This is a genomic window from Nocardiopsis synnemataformans (assembly GCF_965343085.1).
GTDB classification, from domain to species: Bacteria; Actinomycetota; Actinomycetes; order Streptosporangiales; family Streptosporangiaceae; genus Nocardiopsis; species Nocardiopsis alborubida.
This window is the reverse complement of record NZ_CBDRFA010000008.1, coordinates 22,839-40,571: the sequence shown is the minus strand read 5'-3', so window position 1 is coordinate 40,571 and position 17,733 is coordinate 22,839. Positions and strand designations below refer to the sequence as shown.

The 17,733-nt window shown below is 72.8% G+C and carries 13 protein-coding genes; 5 read left to right on the top strand and 8 right to left on the bottom strand.

What is annotated here, in order from left to right; genetic code table 11:
- Positions 1 to 241: 241 nt before the first annotated feature.
- Positions 242 to 946 (bottom strand): IclR family transcriptional regulator, encoded by a 705-nt coding sequence (locus tag ACSIH6_RS06210; protein WP_435107255.1) that lies wholly within the window; start codon positions 944 to 946, stop codon positions 242 to 244.
- Positions 947 to 1,066: 120 nt separating this feature from the next.
- On the opposite strand from ACSIH6_RS06210, the gene ACSIH6_RS06205 reads away from it, so the two are divergent.
- The 5 genes from ACSIH6_RS06205 to ACSIH6_RS06185 all read left to right on the top strand — a co-directional run bounded on the left by ACSIH6_RS06205 (position 1,067) and on the right by ACSIH6_RS06185 (position 6,384).
- Positions 1,067 to 1,480 (top strand): nuclear transport factor 2 family protein, encoded by a 414-nt coding sequence (locus ACSIH6_RS06205; protein WP_435107254.1) that lies wholly within the window; start codon positions 1,067 to 1,069, stop codon positions 1,478 to 1,480.
- A gap of 149 nt (positions 1,481 to 1,629) precedes the next feature.
- Entirely contained in the window at positions 1,630 to 2,463 is an 834-nt protein-coding gene (locus ACSIH6_RS06200; RefSeq protein ID WP_150251010.1) for an SDR family NAD(P)-dependent oxidoreductase, read from the top strand.
- Complete coding sequence (locus ACSIH6_RS06195; protein ID WP_435107253.1) at positions 2,456 to 3,904, top strand: FAD-dependent oxidoreductase; 1,449 nt, start codon at positions 2,456 to 2,458, stop codon at positions 3,902 to 3,904. The genes ACSIH6_RS06200 and ACSIH6_RS06195 overlap by 8 nt, the downstream gene beginning before the upstream one ends.
- Before the next feature lie 319 nt (positions 3,905 to 4,223).
- Entirely contained in the window at positions 4,224 to 5,546 is a 1,323-nt protein-coding gene (locus tag ACSIH6_RS06190; RefSeq protein WP_435107252.1) for an MFS transporter, read from the top strand.
- A gap of 13 nt (positions 5,547 to 5,559) precedes the next feature.
- A complete protein-coding gene (locus ACSIH6_RS06185; RefSeq protein WP_435107251.1) occupies positions 5,560 to 6,384 on the top strand; it encodes an SDR family NAD(P)-dependent oxidoreductase in 825 nt (274 codons plus the stop codon).
- 290 nt (positions 6,385 to 6,674) lie between these two features.
- On the opposite strand, the gene ACSIH6_RS06180 is transcribed toward ACSIH6_RS06185, so the two are convergent.
- From ACSIH6_RS06180 to ACSIH6_RS06150, 7 genes are all read right to left on the bottom strand, one after another.
- Complete coding sequence (locus ACSIH6_RS06180; protein ID WP_435107250.1) at positions 6,675 to 8,981, bottom strand: glycoside hydrolase family 3 protein; 2,307 nt, start codon at positions 8,979 to 8,981, stop codon at positions 6,675 to 6,677.
- The gene (locus ACSIH6_RS06175; RefSeq protein ID WP_435107249.1) at positions 8,978 to 10,267 is read right to left on the bottom strand and encodes a glycoside hydrolase 5 family protein; all 1,290 of its coding nucleotides are present in this window, start codon (positions 10,265 to 10,267) and stop codon (positions 8,978 to 8,980) included. The genes ACSIH6_RS06180 and ACSIH6_RS06175 overlap by 4 nt, the downstream gene beginning before the upstream one ends.
- Positions 10,264 to 11,148 (bottom strand): carbohydrate ABC transporter permease, encoded by an 885-nt coding sequence (locus tag ACSIH6_RS06170; protein ID WP_435107248.1) that lies wholly within the window; start codon positions 11,146 to 11,148, stop codon positions 10,264 to 10,266. The genes ACSIH6_RS06175 and ACSIH6_RS06170 overlap by 4 nt, the downstream gene beginning before the upstream one ends.
- Positions 11,145 to 12,032 carry a carbohydrate ABC transporter permease gene (locus tag ACSIH6_RS06165; protein WP_435107247.1) on the bottom strand — a complete coding sequence of 296 codons (888 nt, stop codon included), beginning with the start codon at positions 12,030 to 12,032 and terminating at the stop codon, positions 11,145 to 11,147. The genes ACSIH6_RS06170 and ACSIH6_RS06165 overlap by 4 nt, the downstream gene beginning before the upstream one ends.
- Positions 12,033 to 12,076: 44 nt before the next feature.
- Positions 12,077 to 13,399 carry an ABC transporter substrate-binding protein gene (locus ACSIH6_RS06160; RefSeq protein WP_435107246.1) on the bottom strand — a complete coding sequence of 441 codons (1,323 nt, stop codon included), beginning with the start codon at positions 13,397 to 13,399 and terminating at the stop codon, positions 12,077 to 12,079.
- A gap of 2 nt (positions 13,400 to 13,401) precedes the next feature.
- Positions 13,402 to 16,518 carry an alpha-mannosidase gene (locus ACSIH6_RS06155; protein ID WP_435107245.1) on the bottom strand — a complete coding sequence of 1,039 codons (3,117 nt, stop codon included), beginning with the start codon at positions 16,516 to 16,518 and terminating at the stop codon, positions 13,402 to 13,404.
- 166 nt (positions 16,519 to 16,684) lie between these two features.
- Positions 16,685 to 17,698 (bottom strand): LacI family DNA-binding transcriptional regulator, encoded by a 1,014-nt coding sequence (locus tag ACSIH6_RS06150; protein WP_435107244.1) that lies wholly within the window; start codon positions 17,696 to 17,698, stop codon positions 16,685 to 16,687.
- Between the last annotated feature and the right edge of the window lie 35 nt (positions 17,699 to 17,733).

Genomic DNA, 17,733 nt, shown 5'->3' with positions numbered 1-17,733 from the left:
CGTACGGGGTACGCGACCCCCATGGTTCGGCGATCCTGTCCCTGGACGGCACCGACACCACCCCTTCCCGTGTGGCCGAAACGCGTGAACGCCGCTACCCGTGGGGAAAACGCGTAAACGGCGCGGGGCCCGGTCCCGACACGGCCCACCCCGAGCGGACCGGGCGCGGGGCGGGAACACACGCCAGAGCGGATCCGGGCGGCGGCCTGCGGGGTCCGGGCCGATTCCGCCCGGTCCCGGTTCAGGGCAGGTGCACCATCCCGGCGATCAGACGGGCCGCCTCCCGCACGGCGGCGCCGAAGGGGGCGGGGTCGTCCAGCTCGAGGACCGAGATGCCGACGCTGGCCACCGGCTCGGAACGCGTCCCGACCACCGCCGCCGACACCCCGGTCACCGCGTTGGTCACCTCGGCGTGGGAGACGGCGTAGCCCCGCTCGCGGGCCAGGGCGACCTCTCCGCGCTCTCCGGGCCGGGGCGGCATGGCCGCGAGCAGCGCCAGCCCGGCCGACCCCTTGTCGATGGGGTCGACCCGCCCGGTTCGGAAGGCGATGTGGGCCGTGGCCCTGCGCGGTTCCACCACCATCAGGGCGCGCGCCTCGTCCTCACCCTCGGGAACGACGAGGTGCGCGGTGGCCCCCTGCGACTCGGCCAGCTCGGCCAGGACCGGACCGGCGACCTGGCGCAGGTCCGCCTCCACCGACTCGGCCAGTGCGACCAGTCCCGGCCCCAGGGTGATGCGCTTGAAGGGACCGCGTTTGCACAGCCGGTGCTCCTCCAGCGTGCGCACCAGCCGGTGGGCGACCGTGCGGTGCACCCCCACCCCCTCGGCGATCTCGGTGAGCGACAGTCCGTGCGGACTGCGGCTGAGCAGCTCCAACACCTCGATCCCGTTGTGCAGGGTCTTGGACGTCCTGGTGTTGGGCCTGTCGGCCGGTGTCTCGGGCATCTGGCTCCTCTCGCATCGCGAAGATACACCTCCCGCCTCTTGACGCAGGTGACGTGTGACACATACGTTAAGCCTTAATTGCACACCTAGTGCGATTATCGCACACATGGAGGGGGAGGTATGGACGGTTCGCTGGTCACCGGCATCCACCAGCTCTACGCGCGCCAGTCCCACCTGATCGACGGCGGCCACGCCGACGCCTGGGCCCGGACCTTCGCCCCCGACGGCGAGTTCCACTCACCGACCTATCCCGCGCCGGTCGTGGGGCGCGACCGTCTGCGCGCCTTCGCCGAGGACTTCGCGCACGCGGCCCGGGAGGCGGGCGAGGTGCGCCGCCACGTGGTCACCAACCTCTTCGTGGAGTCCGCGGACACCACACAGGCGCAGGTCAGCGCCTATCTTCAGGTCATCGGTACCCGTGTGACGGGTGACACCAGAATCCTGAGGCTCACCACCGTCAGCGACCGGCTGGTCCGCGACGGGGAGGACTGGCGCATCGCGCGCCGGGACGTCCGGCGCGACGACACCGCCTGAACCCCGGCCGCGCCCTCCGGCCCCGGCCCACCGCCGTCACATCCCCACCGACCAGCCCCGGCCCCACCACCCCGTTTCCACCACACCTGTTCCCACCACGCCGTTCCCACCACGCCGTTCCCACCACACCCACGGAAAGGCCGCACACCATGACCCAGCACGAGGGCACCGGCCCCGCCCGCGTCGTCCACCGCGTGATGGAGGCCGTCCACCCCGAGATGGCCGGCCGCACCGCGGTCGTCACCGGTGCCGCGCGAGGCATGGGCCGCAGCTTCGCCGCCGCCCTGGCCACCCGCGGCGTCAACGTCGTCGCGGCCGACATCAACGACGTCGACATGAAGCGGACCGCCGACGAGATCAACCGCGAACTGGCCGACGGCGCCCTGAGCGAGCGGCCCGGCCGGGTCGCGCCCCGCCGCGTCGACGTGGTCGTGCCCGAGCAGCACGACGACCTCGCCCGCGCCGCCGCCGACGAGTTCGGCTCCCTCGACTACTGGGTCAACAACGCCGGGGTCTTTCCCCACGCACCCGTCGGCGAGATCACCGCCGAGCAGATGTCCACCGTCCTCGACGTCAACGTCCAGGGCGTCCTGCACGGCGCCCAGGCGGCCGCCCGCCACATGCTGCCCGGCGGCGTGATCGTCAACATGTCCTCGGTGTCGGCGGTACGCGTGCGCCGGGGCCGCGCCGCCTACTGCGCCTCCAAGGCCGCCGTCGCCCACCTGACCGAGTCCCTCGCCGTCGAGCTGGGCGACAGGGGGCTGCGCGTCAACTCCATCGCCCCCGGCTTCATCGACACCGAGATGACGCGCTGGCTCCAGGACGACCCCGAGGCCCTGGCCGCCGCCCTGGACAACGTGCCTCTGCACCGGGTCGGCTCCCCCGAGGAGGTCGTCGGCGTCCTGCTCTTCCTGCTCTCCGACAGCAGCCGCTACGTGACCGGGCACAGCATCGCCGTCGACGGAGGGTCCCGCCATGTCTGAGCACCTTGAGCGCGTCGATCACCACGACGACGAGGAGAGCGCCGACGTCGTCGTGATCGGCGGGGGAGGGGCCGGGCTCGCGGCGGCCGTCACCGCCGCAGAGGAGGGCGCGCGCGTCCTGCTGTTCGAGTCCGAGTCCGAGCTGGGCGGCTCCACCCAGCTCTCCGCGGGGCTCTTCACCGCCGCCGCGACCAGCGTCCAGCGCGGCGCGGGCGTGCAGGACAGCGCCGAGCGCTTCTACCAGCACTACATGGACCTCAACCAGTGGATGCTCGAACCCGGGCTGGTCCGCACCTTCTGCGAGAACGCCGGACCCACCCTGGAGTGGCTCATCGGGCTGGGCGCCGGGTTCCCGGCGCGGACCTCCACCAACGCGCACACGCCCGGCCTGACCCGGGCCGGGGTCGAGGACGTCTGGCGCGCCCACGTCCCCGCCGACCAGGGACTCGGCCTGGTCCAGGTGCTCGCCGCGGCCTGCCGCCGCCTCGGGGTCGAGACCGTGCTCAACACCCGGGTGCGGCGCCTGCTGTTCGAGGACGGCCGGGTGCGCGGCGTCGTCGCCGACGGGGTCACCGTCCGCGCGAACGCCGTGGTGGTCGCCACCGGTGGCCTGGCCCGGGACCCCGAACTGCTCAAGGAGTACTACCCGGACGCCCTGGAGGCGGGCGAGCACGCGTTCGTCGTGGCCGCGCCCGGCAGCCGGGGCGACCACCTGCGCTTCGCCGAGCAGGTGGAGGCCTCCGTCACCGGCGCGGGCTGGGGGCTGCGGATGCCCACCGCCTACTTCCAGCGCCACCACCACTGGCAGTCGGGGTTCCCCCCGCTCTCGCGCGTGTACGTCAACGGGGCCGGGCGCCGCTTCATGGACGAGGACGCCTCCTACGCCGTCTCCACCGGCATCATCGACGCCCAGGGCGGTTCCGCGTGGTGCGTGTTCGACGACCGGGCCCGGTCGTCGCTGCCCGCCGGATACGCGGACTGGACGCCCGAACGCGTCACCGAGGAGGCCGACGCGGGCCGCACCCTGCGCGCCGACACCCTGGAGGAACTGGCCGCCCTCATGGGGGTGCCCGAGGCGGCGCTGCTCACCACGGTGCGGACCTGGAACTCCCAGCTGCCGAACGGCGAGGATCCGGACTTCCTGCGCCACCTGACCCTGCGCGGGAAGGGGGCGGAGGCCGACCCCGAGCCCCTGGACACCGCCCCCTACCACGCGGCGCGCGTGCTCCCGGCCGAGATCGTCTGCACGCACGCCGGTCTGGAGATCGACTCCTCCGCCGCCGTGCGCGACCGCACCGGGACCGCGGTCCCCGGGCTCTTCGCCGCGGGCGAGGCGGGCGCCGGGGTCCTCGGTCCCCGCTACGTCGGCGGCGGCAACGCGGTCGCCAACGCCCTCACCATGGGACGCATCGCCGGGCGGGGAGCGGCGGCGCGGGGATAGACGGGGCCCGCCTGGCGGACACACTCCGTCCACAACCCCGCCGCGCGACGGGGGGCGTCACCGGACACGCCCCGGGGCGTGCGCCGGGGACACCCGCCCTGACGCGCACCCGCCCCGCACCTTCCACCCGCCCCGTATCTTTCGCCCACCCCGCACCTTCCGCCCCACCGCATCGGACGCTTCACACGGTCCACCTCGGCACACGGCTCTCACCGCGTTCTCATCAGGCGACAGCACACGCCCCGGCCCCCGCCATCCCCCACAACCACGGGATCGGGCGGCGCACACACCGATCCGACCCTCTCCCCAGGGAGGCAGCATGTCACTCCACCAGCAGTCGGCGTCCGGGCCCGCACCGGCACCGGAGGCGGGCTTCCAGTCGCGGATGAAGGTCATCCGCGCGGCGGTCATCGGCACCGTCGTCGAGTACTACGACTTCGGCATCTACGGCTACATGGCCACGTTCGTGGCGATGCTCTTCTTCGTCTCCGAGGACCCGACGGCGGCCCTGATGGGCACGTTCGCCGCCTTCGCCGTCGCGTTCTTCATGCGCGTGCCCGGCGGGATCCTCTTCGGCCACATCGGGGACCGCTACGGGCGCAAGCGGGCCCTGTCCTGGACCATCCTGCTGATGGTCCTGGCCACCGCCGCCATCGGCGTGCTGCCCAACTACTACACGCTCGGCGTCTGGGCGACCACCCTGCTGGTCCTGTGCCGCTGCGTCCAGGGCTTCGCCGCGGGCGGCGAACTCGGCGGGGCCAACGCCTTCGTGGCCGAGTCCGCCCCGGCCCGCTGGCGGGCCACGCAGACCTCCCTGGTCAACTCGGGCACCTACTTCGGCTCGCTGTTCGCCTCGCTGGTGGCGCTCGCCTTCGCCACGGCCTTCACCGAGCAGCAGATGCTGGACTGGGCGTGGCGTCTGCCGTTCCTGCTCAGCCTGCCCATCGGCGTCATCGGCCTCTACATCCGCAGCCACCTGGACGACACCCCGCAGTTCAAGCAGCTGGCGGACCAGGGCGAGACCGAGCGCATGCCGATCCGGACCCTGCTGGTCACCAACTGGCGGTCCGTGCTGAAGATCATCGGCCTGGGCGCGGTGATCACCGGCGGCTACTACATCGTCTCGGTGTACGCGGCCACCTACCTCCAGACCACGGCCGGGCACTCCGCCCAGCTGGCCTTCGCCTCGACCTCGGTCGCCATGGTCGTCGGCGCCGCGACGCTGCCCCTCTCGGGCTACCTGGCCGACACCATCGGCCGCAAGAAGGTCATCCTCATCGGCAGCGTCGGAGCCGTGCTCCTGGGCTTCCCGATGTTCATGATGATGTCCGCCGGTCCGGCCTGGGCCGCGATCGTGGGCCAGTCGGCCCTGTTCGTGTGCGTCTCGGTCGTCAACGGCGCCTCGTTCGTCACCTACGCCGAGATGCTGGGCGCCTCCACCCGCTACAGCGGGATCGCGCTCGGCAACAACGTCACCAACACGCTCCTGGGCGGCACCGCGCCCTTCATCGCGACCTGGCTGATCAGCGCCACCGGCCAGCCGCTGGCGCCCGCGGGCTACTTCGTCCTCACCGCCGTGGTGACGCTGGTGGCCGTCCTGTTCGTCACCGAGACGCGCGGCACCGAACTGCCGATCGACTGAGAGGAGTGGGGACATGCGGGCAGCGGAACCACCGACCGGCGGAGCCGGACACGGGCTGGCCGGGCGCGTCGTCCTGGTGACGGGCGCCGCGGGCGGCATGGGCAGGGCGGAGGCCCTGGCACTGGGGCGCGAGGGCGCCCGGGTCTGGGTGGCGGACCTGGACGGGGAGCGTGGCGAGCGCACGGCCCGGGAGGTCGGCGAACTGGGTGCGACGGCGCGGTTCGCCCGCCTGGACGCCGCCGACCCGGACGACTGGGCGCGCCTGCGCGACCGGATCGCGGACGAGGACGGCGGACGCCTCGACGGGCTGGTCAACAACGCCGGGGTCAGCCACCGCTTCGGGATCGCCGACACCACGGACGAGGACTGGCGCCGCGTGCTCGACGTCAACCTGTCCAGCGTGTTCTACGGAATGCGGTCCATGGCCCCGCTGCTGCGCGAGTCGGGGTCGGCGTCGGTGGTCAACGTGTCCTCCATCGCCGGGATGACCGGCTATTTCTCCGCCTCCTACGGAGCGAGCAAGTGGGGCGTGCGCGGCCTGAGCAAGGTGGGCGCGCTGGAGTTCGCGCCCTGGGGCGTGCGGGTGAACTCCCTGCATCCCGGGCTGGTGGACACCCCGCTGCTGCGCTCGGGGGCCGACGACTTCGTCGAGGAGAGCCTGCGCTCGGTGCCCGCGGGCCGGGTGGCCGAACCCGGGGAGGTCGCCGACGTGGTGCTGTTCCTGCTGTCGGAGGCCTCCCGGTACGTGACGGGGACCGAACTGGTCGTCGACGGCGGTCTGACCTCCGGCGGCCTCTACCACCGGATCACCTCGGGCCTGCGTGAGGGGCCCGTCTGAGGATCCGGCCACGGCTCCGGGGAGGCGCCCACCGTCCGGGTGCCTCCCCGGTCCCCGGAGCTCGCGGGGCTTCCGGGACTCCTGGCGCTCCCAGGGTGAAGTTGCTTCGGTTCGGTGGACAGGTGTCCGCTTTCGGATGCTTTGTCATCGAACGAGGAGATTGAAGTGCCCAAGACCCACGTCAGCGTCGTGTACGCGCGCCTGGGCGTGTCCAACCGCGTCCAGGCCGCCATCCTCGCCCACGACAGCGGCCCTCACCTCCGAGCGCTGGCTGTACCTGACCTCTGTGGTCAGTACAGCTGGCGCACCCGTTCCCAGTCCGCCTGGAGGTCGACGCCGAGTTCGCCCACCGAGGTCACCGCGATGACCGAGGTCCGCTCGGACGGGCCCCGCCAGGGGAACTCCACGACCCGGCTCGCCCCCGGGGCCAGCTCCACCTGGGCGAAGGCCGTGAGCACACGCGTGCGCGGCAGGCGCACCCCGTCCCGGCGGCGCGTGTACAACTGGACGGTGTCGTCGGCGGGCGACCCGCCCGCGTTGCGCAGTTCCACCCGGATCCGGTGGTCGGCGGTGCCCCGTCCCGCCTCGTCGACCGCGCTGATCCGCAGTCCCGGGGCGGGGGCGCCCCAGCCGAAGGGGCGCAGGACCGGCCGTACCGCGTCGGCGTACACCCCGTCCGGGGAGTGGCGGTCGTCGTGGTGCACCGGGACGGCTCCGGCCACCGACGGCAGCGTCATGGGCAGCCGGCCCCGGATAGGGATCCTCCCGGTGAGCGCGTCTACGACGGCGTCCGCGCCGTGCGGCCCGGGGAAACCCGCCCACAGTACGGCGTCAGCGCTGGCGAGCACGTCGGTGAGCACGTGGGGGCGCCCTGCCACGACCACCACCGCCACGGGGGCCCGGGTCGCGGCCCGCACCTGTGCCAGGAGCGCGTCCTGGTCGCCGGGCAGACGCAGGTCCGCCAGGTCCACGCCCTCGCCCGAGGTGGCCCGGGTCCCCTCGCTCCCCGCAGACAGGTCGGCCGCGCCGACGTCGGTGAACCGGTCCCGGTAGTCGCGGTGGCTGGTCCCGCCGAGCACGGCGACGACGAGGTCGGCCGCCGCGGCGGCCGTGCGCACGGCCGCCCGGTCCCAGGAGCCGCCGTCGGGCTCCAGACGGGGGACGTGGTCCAGGCGCGCGTGCCCGGACATCCCCGTGCGCACGGCGTCCAGGACGCTGAGGGCGGAGCCCGGCGGCAGCGGGGGCACGTAGTCGCCGAGCAGCGCGGTGGCCTCGGCGGCGTGCGGTCCGACGACCAGGACGCGTCGCGCCTCCCGCAGGCCGAGCGGCAGGGTGTCGTCGTCGTGGAGCAGCACCAGCGACCGGCGGGCCAGGCGCGCGGACACCTCCTCGGTGCGGGCGCGCCGCGCGGACAGCACCGCGCGGCCGCGCTCCGGCGGGTCGGCCGCGGTGCCGTCGGGGGAGGGCAGCAGACCGACCGCCCGTTTGACCGAGAGCACGCGTCGGCAGGCCCGGTCGACCGCCGCCGCCACGGCCGGGTCACGGTCGGCGGCCTCCTCCAGCAGGGTGTAGGCGCGGTCCCACAGAGACAGGTCCACCCCGCTGAGCAGGGCCAGCCGTGCCGCCTCCCGCGGCGAGCCCGTCACGGCCTCCAGCCGGTCGACGGCCAGACCGTCGGACATGACCAGCCCGTCGAACCCCCACTCTCCGCGCAGCACGTCGCCGAGCAGCCAGGGGTTGGCGCAGCACGGGACGCCGTCGATGTCGTTGTAGGCCGCCATGACGCCGACCGCGCCCGCCCGGACCCCGGCGCGCGCTGGAGGAAGGTGGAGTTCGCGCAGGTCGTGTTCGCCGATGACGGCGGACTGGCCGTTACGGCCGCCCATGGACTCGCCCTGGGCGGCGAAGTGTTTGAGCACCACCCCGACCCCGTCGCGGCCCAGGCCGTTGCGGTCGGGCCCCTGCATGCCCCGGACCAGCGCCGCCGCCATCCGCGCCGCGAGTTCGGGGGACTCACCCAGGCACTCCTCCGCGCGCCCCCAGCGGGGGTCGCGGAGGACGTCCAGGGCGGTGACCAGGGCCAGGTGGACCCCGCTCGCGGCCAGTTCGGCGCCCACCGCGCGGGCGGCCTCCTCCACGAGGCCGGGGTCCCAGGTCGCGGCCATGTTCAGGGGCACCGGCAGCAGTGAACCGCCGAGCGCCTGGTGGCCGTGCGGCGCCTCCTCCACGATCAGGGGTCCGACGCCGTGGGCGGCGGACCGGCGTACGGCGTCGGTGACCAGGGCCGCGACCTCGGCGCGCTCCTCGGGAGGGATGCCGTCTGCCCAGGACCGCCCCGACCACGGGTCGGCGCGGAACAGGCCGTAGAGGGCGCCGAGCCCACCCCACCGCTCGATCTCGGCGTGCAGGAGGTCGGTGGTCTCCCAGGTCCGGCCGTTGCGCCGCACGCACTGCCAGCCGAAGAGGCGCTGGTTGAGCTGTCCGGCCTTCTCCCGTAGGGACATGCGCGCGAGCAGGTCATCGACGACGGTGTCGACCTGTGCGTTCCGTCCGCCGGAGTCCGCTGCGTTCCGCCCGTCGGGATCCGCCGCGCTCACGCGTCCACCCGCAGGGGCGAGTCGGAGCTGACGGCCCCGTAGACGCTGCGCCCGCCGGGGTACGGGGGCAGCACCGTGTCCACCCCGCGCGCGGCCAGGCGCGCGGGCGCGTCGGCGTCGGCGGAGGTGACCAGGGCGGGCCGCTCGCCGCGCGCCGCCGCGGCCATCCACGCCTCGAACACCCCGCCGCCGGGGGCCAGCTCAGAGCGGCTCACCGGCACTCCGCGTCCGTCCACCGGAACCCGCACCGCCGTGGTACGCGGCGGGGGCGCGGGGGCGGACGCCAGCTCCGCGGCCAGGGCGCCGAACCGGCGGGCGAGGGGTTTGGCGGCGCCGCCCTCGTCGAACAGGCCCAAGGTGAACTCCAGTTCCGGGAAGTCGGCGTAGGCGCGGGAGACGTCGTGGGAGCACCACCAGGTGACGCCCCACAGGTTGGCGGAGTCGGCGGCGTGGCGCACCGACCCCTCGCAGAAGTCGGCGGCCTCGCTCTCGCCGAGGCAGTTCAGCGGCGCGCCGATCTCCTGGAGCCACACGGGCCGGTCCGGGGCGGCGAAGGCCAGGGACAGCTCGGTGAGGTAGGCGGCGTGCCGTTGGCTCTCGGGGGACATGCCGCCGTAGTGCTGGCCGGTGCCGTTGAAGATCCAGGAGTGGATGGCGGTGAGGTCCCCGAGACGGGCGGCGTGCGCCGGTTCGAAGGGGTGGTCGTCCAGGTACCAGACCGCGTCGTAGGCGGCGTGCAGCACCGGCAGCGCGGAGTCCGCGGGCACCGCGCCCAGCAGCGCCTCCAGCCAGGCCGCGGCCTGGTGGCGGTCGGCCGCCATGGGGGAGGGGTGGGGCCGGTCGGAGAACTGGTTGAGCTCGTTGCCCAGCGTCAGCGCCAGCACCCCGGGCACGTCGGCGACGGCGTCGTGCACCGCGCGCACCAGCCGCGCCTGGGCCTCGACAGCCCCGGGGTCGGTGAACATGTTGCGGCCGTGCCAGGAGGTCAGCCAGCTGGGCAGGAAGTCGAAGCTGGACAGGTGCCCCTGGACGACGTCGACGGCGGTGTCCAGACCGGCCCGCGCGGCCAGCTCCACCGTCGTGCGCACATCGGCGAGCGCGCGTTCACGGATCAGCGCGCGGTTGGGTTGCAGCAGGGGCCAGAGCGGGAAGATCCGCACGTGGTCCAGACCCAGCTCGGCGATGGCGTCGAAGTCGCGCCGGACGTCGTCCCAGGACGGTTCCAGCCACGAGTAGAACCAGCCCTTGGACGGGGTGTGGTTGACACCGAAGCGCAGTTTCCTCATCCCTTGATGCCTCCAGATTCCAGACCGCGGAAGAAGAAGCGCTGTAGCGCGACGAAGAAGACGACGATGGGCACCAGCGCGATGATGGTCCCGGCGGCGATGAGCCGCGGATCGCTCACGAACGTGCCCCTGAGGTGGTTGAGCCCGACCGTCAGGGTGTAGCTCTGCTGGTCGGACAGGACGATGAGCGGCCAGAGGAAGTCGTTCCAGGCACCCATGAAGGAGAAGATCACCACGACGCTGATCATGCCTTTGACCTGGGGAAGGCAGACATGTGTGAAGCGTCGCCAGGCGTTGGCGCCGTCGATCACCGCGGCCTCCTCCAGCTCGCGGGGGATGGCCAGGAAGGCGTTGCGCATGAGCAGCACGTTGAGCGCGGCGACCAGCCCCGGCAGCGCCACGCCGACGAGGGTGTCGTGGAGGTTCAGGGACCGCACCAGCAGGAACTGGGCGATGATGACCGTCTCGATCGGCACCAGCAGCGCCGCCACGAAGACCATCGCGGCCGCACCGCGCCCCCGGAAGCGCAGACGCCCCAACGCGTACCCGGCCAGCGTCGCGCCGACCACGTTGCCCGCCACCACCATGACCGCGACGACCAGGGAGTTGACGAAGTAGCGCACGAGCGGCAGCCGCTGGGTCACCTCCACGTAGTGCTCGAAGGTGGGGTCGCTGGGCAGGAGCTGCGGGGGAGAGGCGTAGATGTCGTCCCCGGGGCCCTTGACCGACAGCGACAGCTGCCACAGCAGCGGCCCGGCCAGCACGAGGAACATCAGGACCAGGACGGCGTACCGGACCGCGTCGGGTCCCGAGGGGCGCCGGGCGGCCCCGCCCCTCCGGACGGCCGCGGACCGGACGCCCGTGTGCGTGGGGGTGCTCATCGTGCCTCCCGGTCGCGGTTCTGTAGCCACAGCTGCGCCAGCAGGAGCGCGCCCATGATGACGAACATGGCGAGGCTGATCGCGCCCGTGTACCCGGTCTGCGCCTGTAGGCCGGTGCCCTCGTTCTGGATGAGCATGGTCATGGTGACGTTGCGCCCGCCCACGCCTCCGGTCCCGCCGGTGAGCACGTAGATCTCACCGAAGACGCGGAAGGCGGAGATCGAGGAGAACATCGCGATGAGCGTCATCGTCGACCGGACCCCGGGCATGGTCACGTGCAGGAACGAGCGGATCGGCCCCGCGCCGTCCACTGCCGCGGCGTTGTAGAGCTCGGGGTCGATGTTGGCCAGGGCGGCCAGGTAGATCACCATGTAGTACCCCAGCCCCGACCACAGGGTGACCACCATGGCGCTGATCAGCAGCAGCCAGCGGTCGGTCAGGAAGGGGACGGGCTCCTGCACCACCTGGAGCCAGCTCAGCAGCGAGTTGATCATGCCCCTGCTGTCCAGCAGGTTCGTCCAGATGAGGCCGACGATCACCACGGACATGACGACGGGCAGGTAGAAGCTGGTGCGGAAGAATCCCAGGAGCCGTCCAGGGCCCGCGACCAGGGACGCCAGCACCAGCGGCAGCACGACCATGAACGGCACGACGCACACCACGTACAGCGTGGAGTTGAGCATCGCGGTGCCGAAGCGCGGGTCGTCGAACATCCGGCGGAAGTTGTCCAGGCCGACGAACTCCCCGCTCCTCAGCAGCGTGGCGTCGGTGAACGCCAGGGCCAGGGTGTTGAAGAAGGGGAACAGAATGAAGGTGATGATGACGGTGAGTCCGACGGCCAGGAACAGCCACGGCACCCACCAGTGCGTGTGCGTGCGTGTCACGGCCGCGCGGTGAGTGCCGCGCGGCCGCACGGGGATGGTGGTGCTCACTCCGTGGAGAGCCTCTCGTTCGCGTACTCGGCCGCGTCCGCCAGGGCGTCCTGGGCGCTCTTGTCCCCCTGGATGGCCAGGGCCACCTGCTCGCGCAGGTAGTCGGCCGCCTGGGAGGAGAAGGCCGGCGGCCAGTGGACCTCGGCCTCGCTCACCTGCTGGGCGGCCTCCACGCGCACGCGGGAGTCGTCGTCGCCCTCCTGCACCTCGGTGAAGTAGGGGTCGTCGAGGACGCCCTGGGACGAGGGGAAGACGGCCGCCTCCCGGGCGAAGGCGAACTGGTTGTCGGGGTTGGTGACGAACCGGGCGAACTCCGTGGCCAGGGCCTGGTTCTCCGAGACCGCGTTGACCGCCAGGGACTGGACGTACATGTTCGGAGCCGCCGTCGCGATGAGGGGGCCCATCCCGACCTCCTCGTACACCCGCGGCGCCGTCTCGCGCAGGTCCTGCAACGTGTAGGAGCTGCCCGGCAACCAGGCCAGGTGGCCGGACTTGAAGGCCTCCAGCTCACCGGTCTGCAACTCGTTGAGCGCGTCCTCGGTCATGCCGCCCTGCTCGTACAGCCGGGCGTATCGCTCGACCAGCTCGACCCCCTCGGCGTTGTCGAAGGTGAACTCGGTGCCCTCGGCGTTCATCAGCTCCACGCCGTAGGTGCCGAAGGTCTCGATGGCGGGCATGCGCCCCACCATGGGGACGCCGTCGCACTCCTCGGCCATGGTCTCGGCGGCGTCGAAGAGCTCGTCGAAGGTGCCGGGGAGCTGCTCGGGGTCCAGCCCGCACTCCTCGAACAGGGCGGTGTTGAAGAACGAGGGGCCGGTGTTGAGGTACCACGGGTACCCGTAGGTGCCCCCGCCCAGGCCGTCGAAGGTCAACGCGTCCCACGAGGCGGGCAGGTAGGCCTCCTCCGACTCCGGGTCGGCCTCGGCCAGATCCAGCAGCGTGCCCGCCCCGGCCAGGGTGTAGGCCGCCTCGGGTCCGATGTCGATGACGTCGGGGAGCGTCCCGGCCACCGCGTCGGCGGAGAGCTTGTCCTGGTACCCCTCGGCCGGCTGGTCCACCCACGCGACGGTGGCTCCGGGGTTCTGCTCCTCGAAGGCGGTGATCAGGCCGGTGAAGTACTCCTCGTATCCGCCCTTGAGGTTCCAGGTCTGGAAGGTGATCTCACCGGTGAGCGAGTCGTTCCCGTCCGCGCCGTCCGGGGAGCCGCCGCCCACGATGCCGCAGCCGGTCAGCAGGAGGGTCGTCGCGGCGAGGCCGCACGCGGCCGTTCGCAGGCGCCGCGGTCCGGTCGCGCGCGCTCCTGGGATGGGTCGTGCCATGGTCACTCCTCGGTGGTGCGGGGGATGTCGTCGGTGGTCCGGTGCGGGGACCGCACGCGCAGCGTCGCGACCTGGAAGGGTCCCAGGACCAGGCGGTCCTGCTGCCAGGCCTTCGGCAGGTCGGGGTCCTCGGCGGGGCGTTCGAGCAGGTCGGTCTCGGTGACCGCGGGGTGTTCGCCCAGCGACCCGCACAGGCCCAGCCGGGCGCTGGCGCGCCCGCCCCTGGCCTCGTGGACGCGGACGACGAGGTCGCCGGAACCGTCGTCGGCGAGCTTGACGCAGTCCATGACCGCCAGCCCGCTCATGGCCTCCAGCCGCACGAGCGGCGCGACGTCGGGCAGCGCCTCCAGGGCGGGGGCGTTGAGGTCGTAGGCGGCCAGGAGGGTGTCGGAGGGGTCGGCCTCGCACACCAGCGACCAGCGGAGCACGTGGCGTCCCTCGTCGGTGCCGGGGTCGGGGAACCTGGGGCCGCGCAGCAGTGACAGCCGCACGAGCGTGCCGCCCCCGGGGCCCGTCAGACGGGACACGTCGGCGCCGTAGGTGGAGTCGTTGACCACGCCCACGCCGTAGCCCGGCTCGTCCACGCGCACGTAGCGGTGCGTGCAGGACTCGTAGCACGCCTCATCCCACGAGGTGTTGCGGTGCACCGTGCGCCCGACGTGGCCGAACTGGGTCTCGAAGTTCGCCGTGTCGGTGCGCACCGCCAGGGGCAGGCTCGCCTTGAGCAGGTGCTCGCGCTCGTGCCAGTCGACGTCCGCCTCCATGTCCAGGCGCCGGGCCCCGGGGGCGAGCGCGTAGGTCAGGCGCACTGTCGAGGCGCCGAAGCGCCGCTCGACCACCACGCGCGCGGTGCCGTCCCCGTTCTCGGCGCGCAGCTCCGCGACGTCGTCCAGGTCGCGGCCCAGGCCCAGTGTGTGCCGGTCCACGTCCCAGGCGTCCCAGCGCACGGGCACGTCCCGGAAGAGTTGGAGGGCGCCGAGGCGCTGGCCCGGGGGCACCACCTCGCGGTCGGCGGCCAGGTCCAGGACGGAGCGCACGTGCCCGGTCGCGTCCACGGTCACGCGCAGCAGCCCGTTGTCCAGCGTGAACCCGCCCCCGTCCGGGGCCACGGCCGCCGGGGTGCCCGCGTACTCCCGCGGGCGCCGCACCGTCCACCAGTCGGGGTCCTGCCCGGGGACCGCGGTGTCGGAGGCGGTCACCGGGACCAGGCGGCCCGGCCGGGCCGTCCCGTCGTCGAGGGCCCGCGCGGCCCGGTCGGCCAGCTCCCGCAGCCGCCGGTCGATCTCCGCGTAGGCCTCGCGCGCCTCCCGGTGCACCCACGAGATCGAGGATCCCGGCAGGATGTCGTGGAACTGGTGGAAGAGCACCCGGGACCAGAGGGCGTCGATCTCCTCGGCGGGGTAGGGCGCGCCGGTGCGCAGGGTGGCGGCGGCGGCCAGGTACTCCACGGTGCGCAGCAGCGCCTCGGCCCGCCGGTTGCCCTGCTTCATCGCGATCTGCGAGGTGAGCGTCCCGCGGTGCAGCTCCAGGTACAACTCACCGCTCCACACGGCCGGTGCGCCCTCGGCCTCGAACTCCGCCTCGGCCTCGGCGAAGAAGTCGGACGGCGGCCGGACGGCGACGGTCGGCGCCCCCTCCAGATCGGCGAAGCGCCGGGTGCGGGCGAGCATCTCGCGCGTGGGCCCTCCGCCCCCGTCGCCGTAGCCGAACGGCAGGAGTGAGTGCGAGGCGACGGACTTGTCACGGAAGTTGGTGGCCGCGTGCCGCAGTTCCTGGGCCGAGACCTCCGCGGCGTAGGTGTCCACGGGCGGGAAGTGGGTGAAGATCCCCGTGCCGTCGATGCCCTCCCAGCGGAAGGAGTGGTGGGGGAAGGGGTTGGTGTCGTTCCAGGAGATCTTCTGCGTGAGGAACCAGCGGAACCCGGCGCGCCGGGCGAGCTGGGGCAGGGCGCCGGAGTAGCCGAAGCTGTCCGGCAGCCACACCTCGCGGGGCTCGACGCCGAAGCGGTCCATGAAGTACCGCTTGCCGTGGGTGAACTGCCGCACGATCGACTCGCCGGAGGGCATGACCGCGTCGGACTCCACCCACATGCCGCCCACGGGGACGAAGCGCCCCTCGGCGACCCGTTCGCGCACCCGGGCGAAGAGGTCGGGGTGGTTCTCCTCCAGCCAGGCGTACTGCTGCGCCGAGGACATGGCGTAGACCAGGTCGGGGTCGGCGTCCATCAGGTGCAGCACGTTGGCCACCGTGCGCGCCACCTTGCGTTCAGTTTCGCGCACCGGCCACAGCCACGCGGAGTCGATGTGGGCGTGGCCGACCGCGGAGAGCCGGTGGGCCGTGGCGTGCGCGGGACGGGACAGGACGTCGGCGAGGGCCCCGCGCGCGTCGGCGGCCGTGGCGTGGACGTCGTGCGGGTCCAGGGCGTCCAGCGCCCGGTCCAGGGCGCGCAGCAGCCGCCAGTGTCGTGCCTCGGTGTCGGGGACCTGGGCGATCAGGCCCGCGACGGCCTCCACGTCCTGGACCAGCTCCCAGGTGTCGTGGTGCAGCGCGCACAGTTCGACCCGCCGCAGCCGGTAGGGCTCGAAGTCCGCCGCGTCCTTCTCGCCCCGGTCGGTGACCAGGAAGGGGGGCAGGCCCAGCACGAGCGGGTTGGCCGCGGCCTCGACGTAGAGGGTGAACGTGCCGTCCCCGTCCACGACGCCGGTCGATGCGCCGGGGCCGCGCAGGCGGACCCAGCCGTTGCGCGGGTGCAGGCCCTTGACCACCGTCCCGTCGGGGCGGTAGACGGTCCCCTCGCAGTGGCCGCCGACGGAGTGGTCCTCCCAGCCCAGGTCGACGAGGAGTTCGACGGTCCCCTCTCCCGGAGGCATCTCGCCCGCCAGACGGAACCAGGTGGTCCGCCAGGCGGACGCCCACGCCGACCCCACATCGAAGGGTTCCCACGCGGGCACGTCCCCGGACGGGTCGAGGACGCGGGCCGCGGGGACGGGCTCGCCGTCGCCGCCCACCTCCCACGCGTGCACACGGACACCCGCCAGGGGCGTGTGGACACTGGGAAGCACCCGTTCGCGCAGGATCCTGGCCGCGCGTTCGACCGTGATCTCGGGATGGGTGTGCATCGTGCTCCTCACGTGTGGTTGTGAGCCTGCACACTAATCCGCTTTAGTTGAGAACGTCAATACCCCCGGAACCCTGGGGAAGGGTAGCTGAACCGCCCCGAGTGGCCTCGAGAAACACGGTGATCACCGCAGGTCACCGGCGTTCGGAGGATCGGGAGAACGCTGACTACGCGCTCTCGCGGACCACCAATTCGGGCACCTTCTCCTCGGTTCCCTCGTCGCGGTCGCCGTCGATGATCCGGAGCAGATGCTCGGCCACGTCGGCGCCGAAGGCGGCGGTGTCACGGCGCAGCGCGGTCAGGGGCGGGTGCACGACGCCGCACATCGGTGAGTCCTCGCAGGTCACCACCGCGATGTCGGCGGGGGTGCGCAGACCCGCGGCGCGGATCTCGCCGAGCCCCGCCACGGCGAGCACCTCGTTGTCGTAGATGACGGCGGAGGGCCGGTCGGAGGTCGTGAGCAGGCGCTGCGTGGCGCGCGTCCCCGAGGCCACGGAGAAGTCGGTCTGTAGGACGTCGGCCGCCTCCAGGCCGTGCTCGCGGCCCGCGCGGGTGAAGGCGTCCACGCGGCGGTGCACGTGCAGCAGGGACGGGTCGCCGCACACGTACGCGATCCGGGTGTGGCCCGCCGACCGCAGGTGGTCCATCACGGTGCGCATGGCCGCCGCGTCGTCGATCGAGACCGACGGCACGGCGCCGACCGGGTCGGGGCCTCCGGCCACGATCGCGGGCAGGCCCAGGTCGGCGACTATCCGCGGCCGGGGGTCGCCGATCCGCAGGTCGACCAGAACCACGCCGTCGACACGGGAGTCGTTGGACCACCTGCGGTACAGGTCGATCTCGCCCTCGATGCTCTCGGTGACCTGGAACAGCAGGCCGTACCGCCGGGCACTGAGCACGGTGTGCATGCCGCTCATGAGGTTCATGAAGAACTGCTCCGAGCCCACGCTCTGCACGGTGCGGGTGATCGCCAGGCCGACCGTCATCGCCCTGGCTCCGGACAACGCCTGGGCCGCGTGGTTGGGGGTCCACTGCAACTCCTCGACCACGGCCAGGACCCGCTGCCTGGTCTCCTCGGACACACCGGGTCGGCCGTTGAGCGCGAACGAGGCGGCCGTCTCGGACACGCCCACACGGGCGGCGATGTCGCGCAGGGTCGGACGGCCGCGTTTGGGTGACATGAAGGACCTCTCCGGTGCACGTTGTGGGGCCGCTC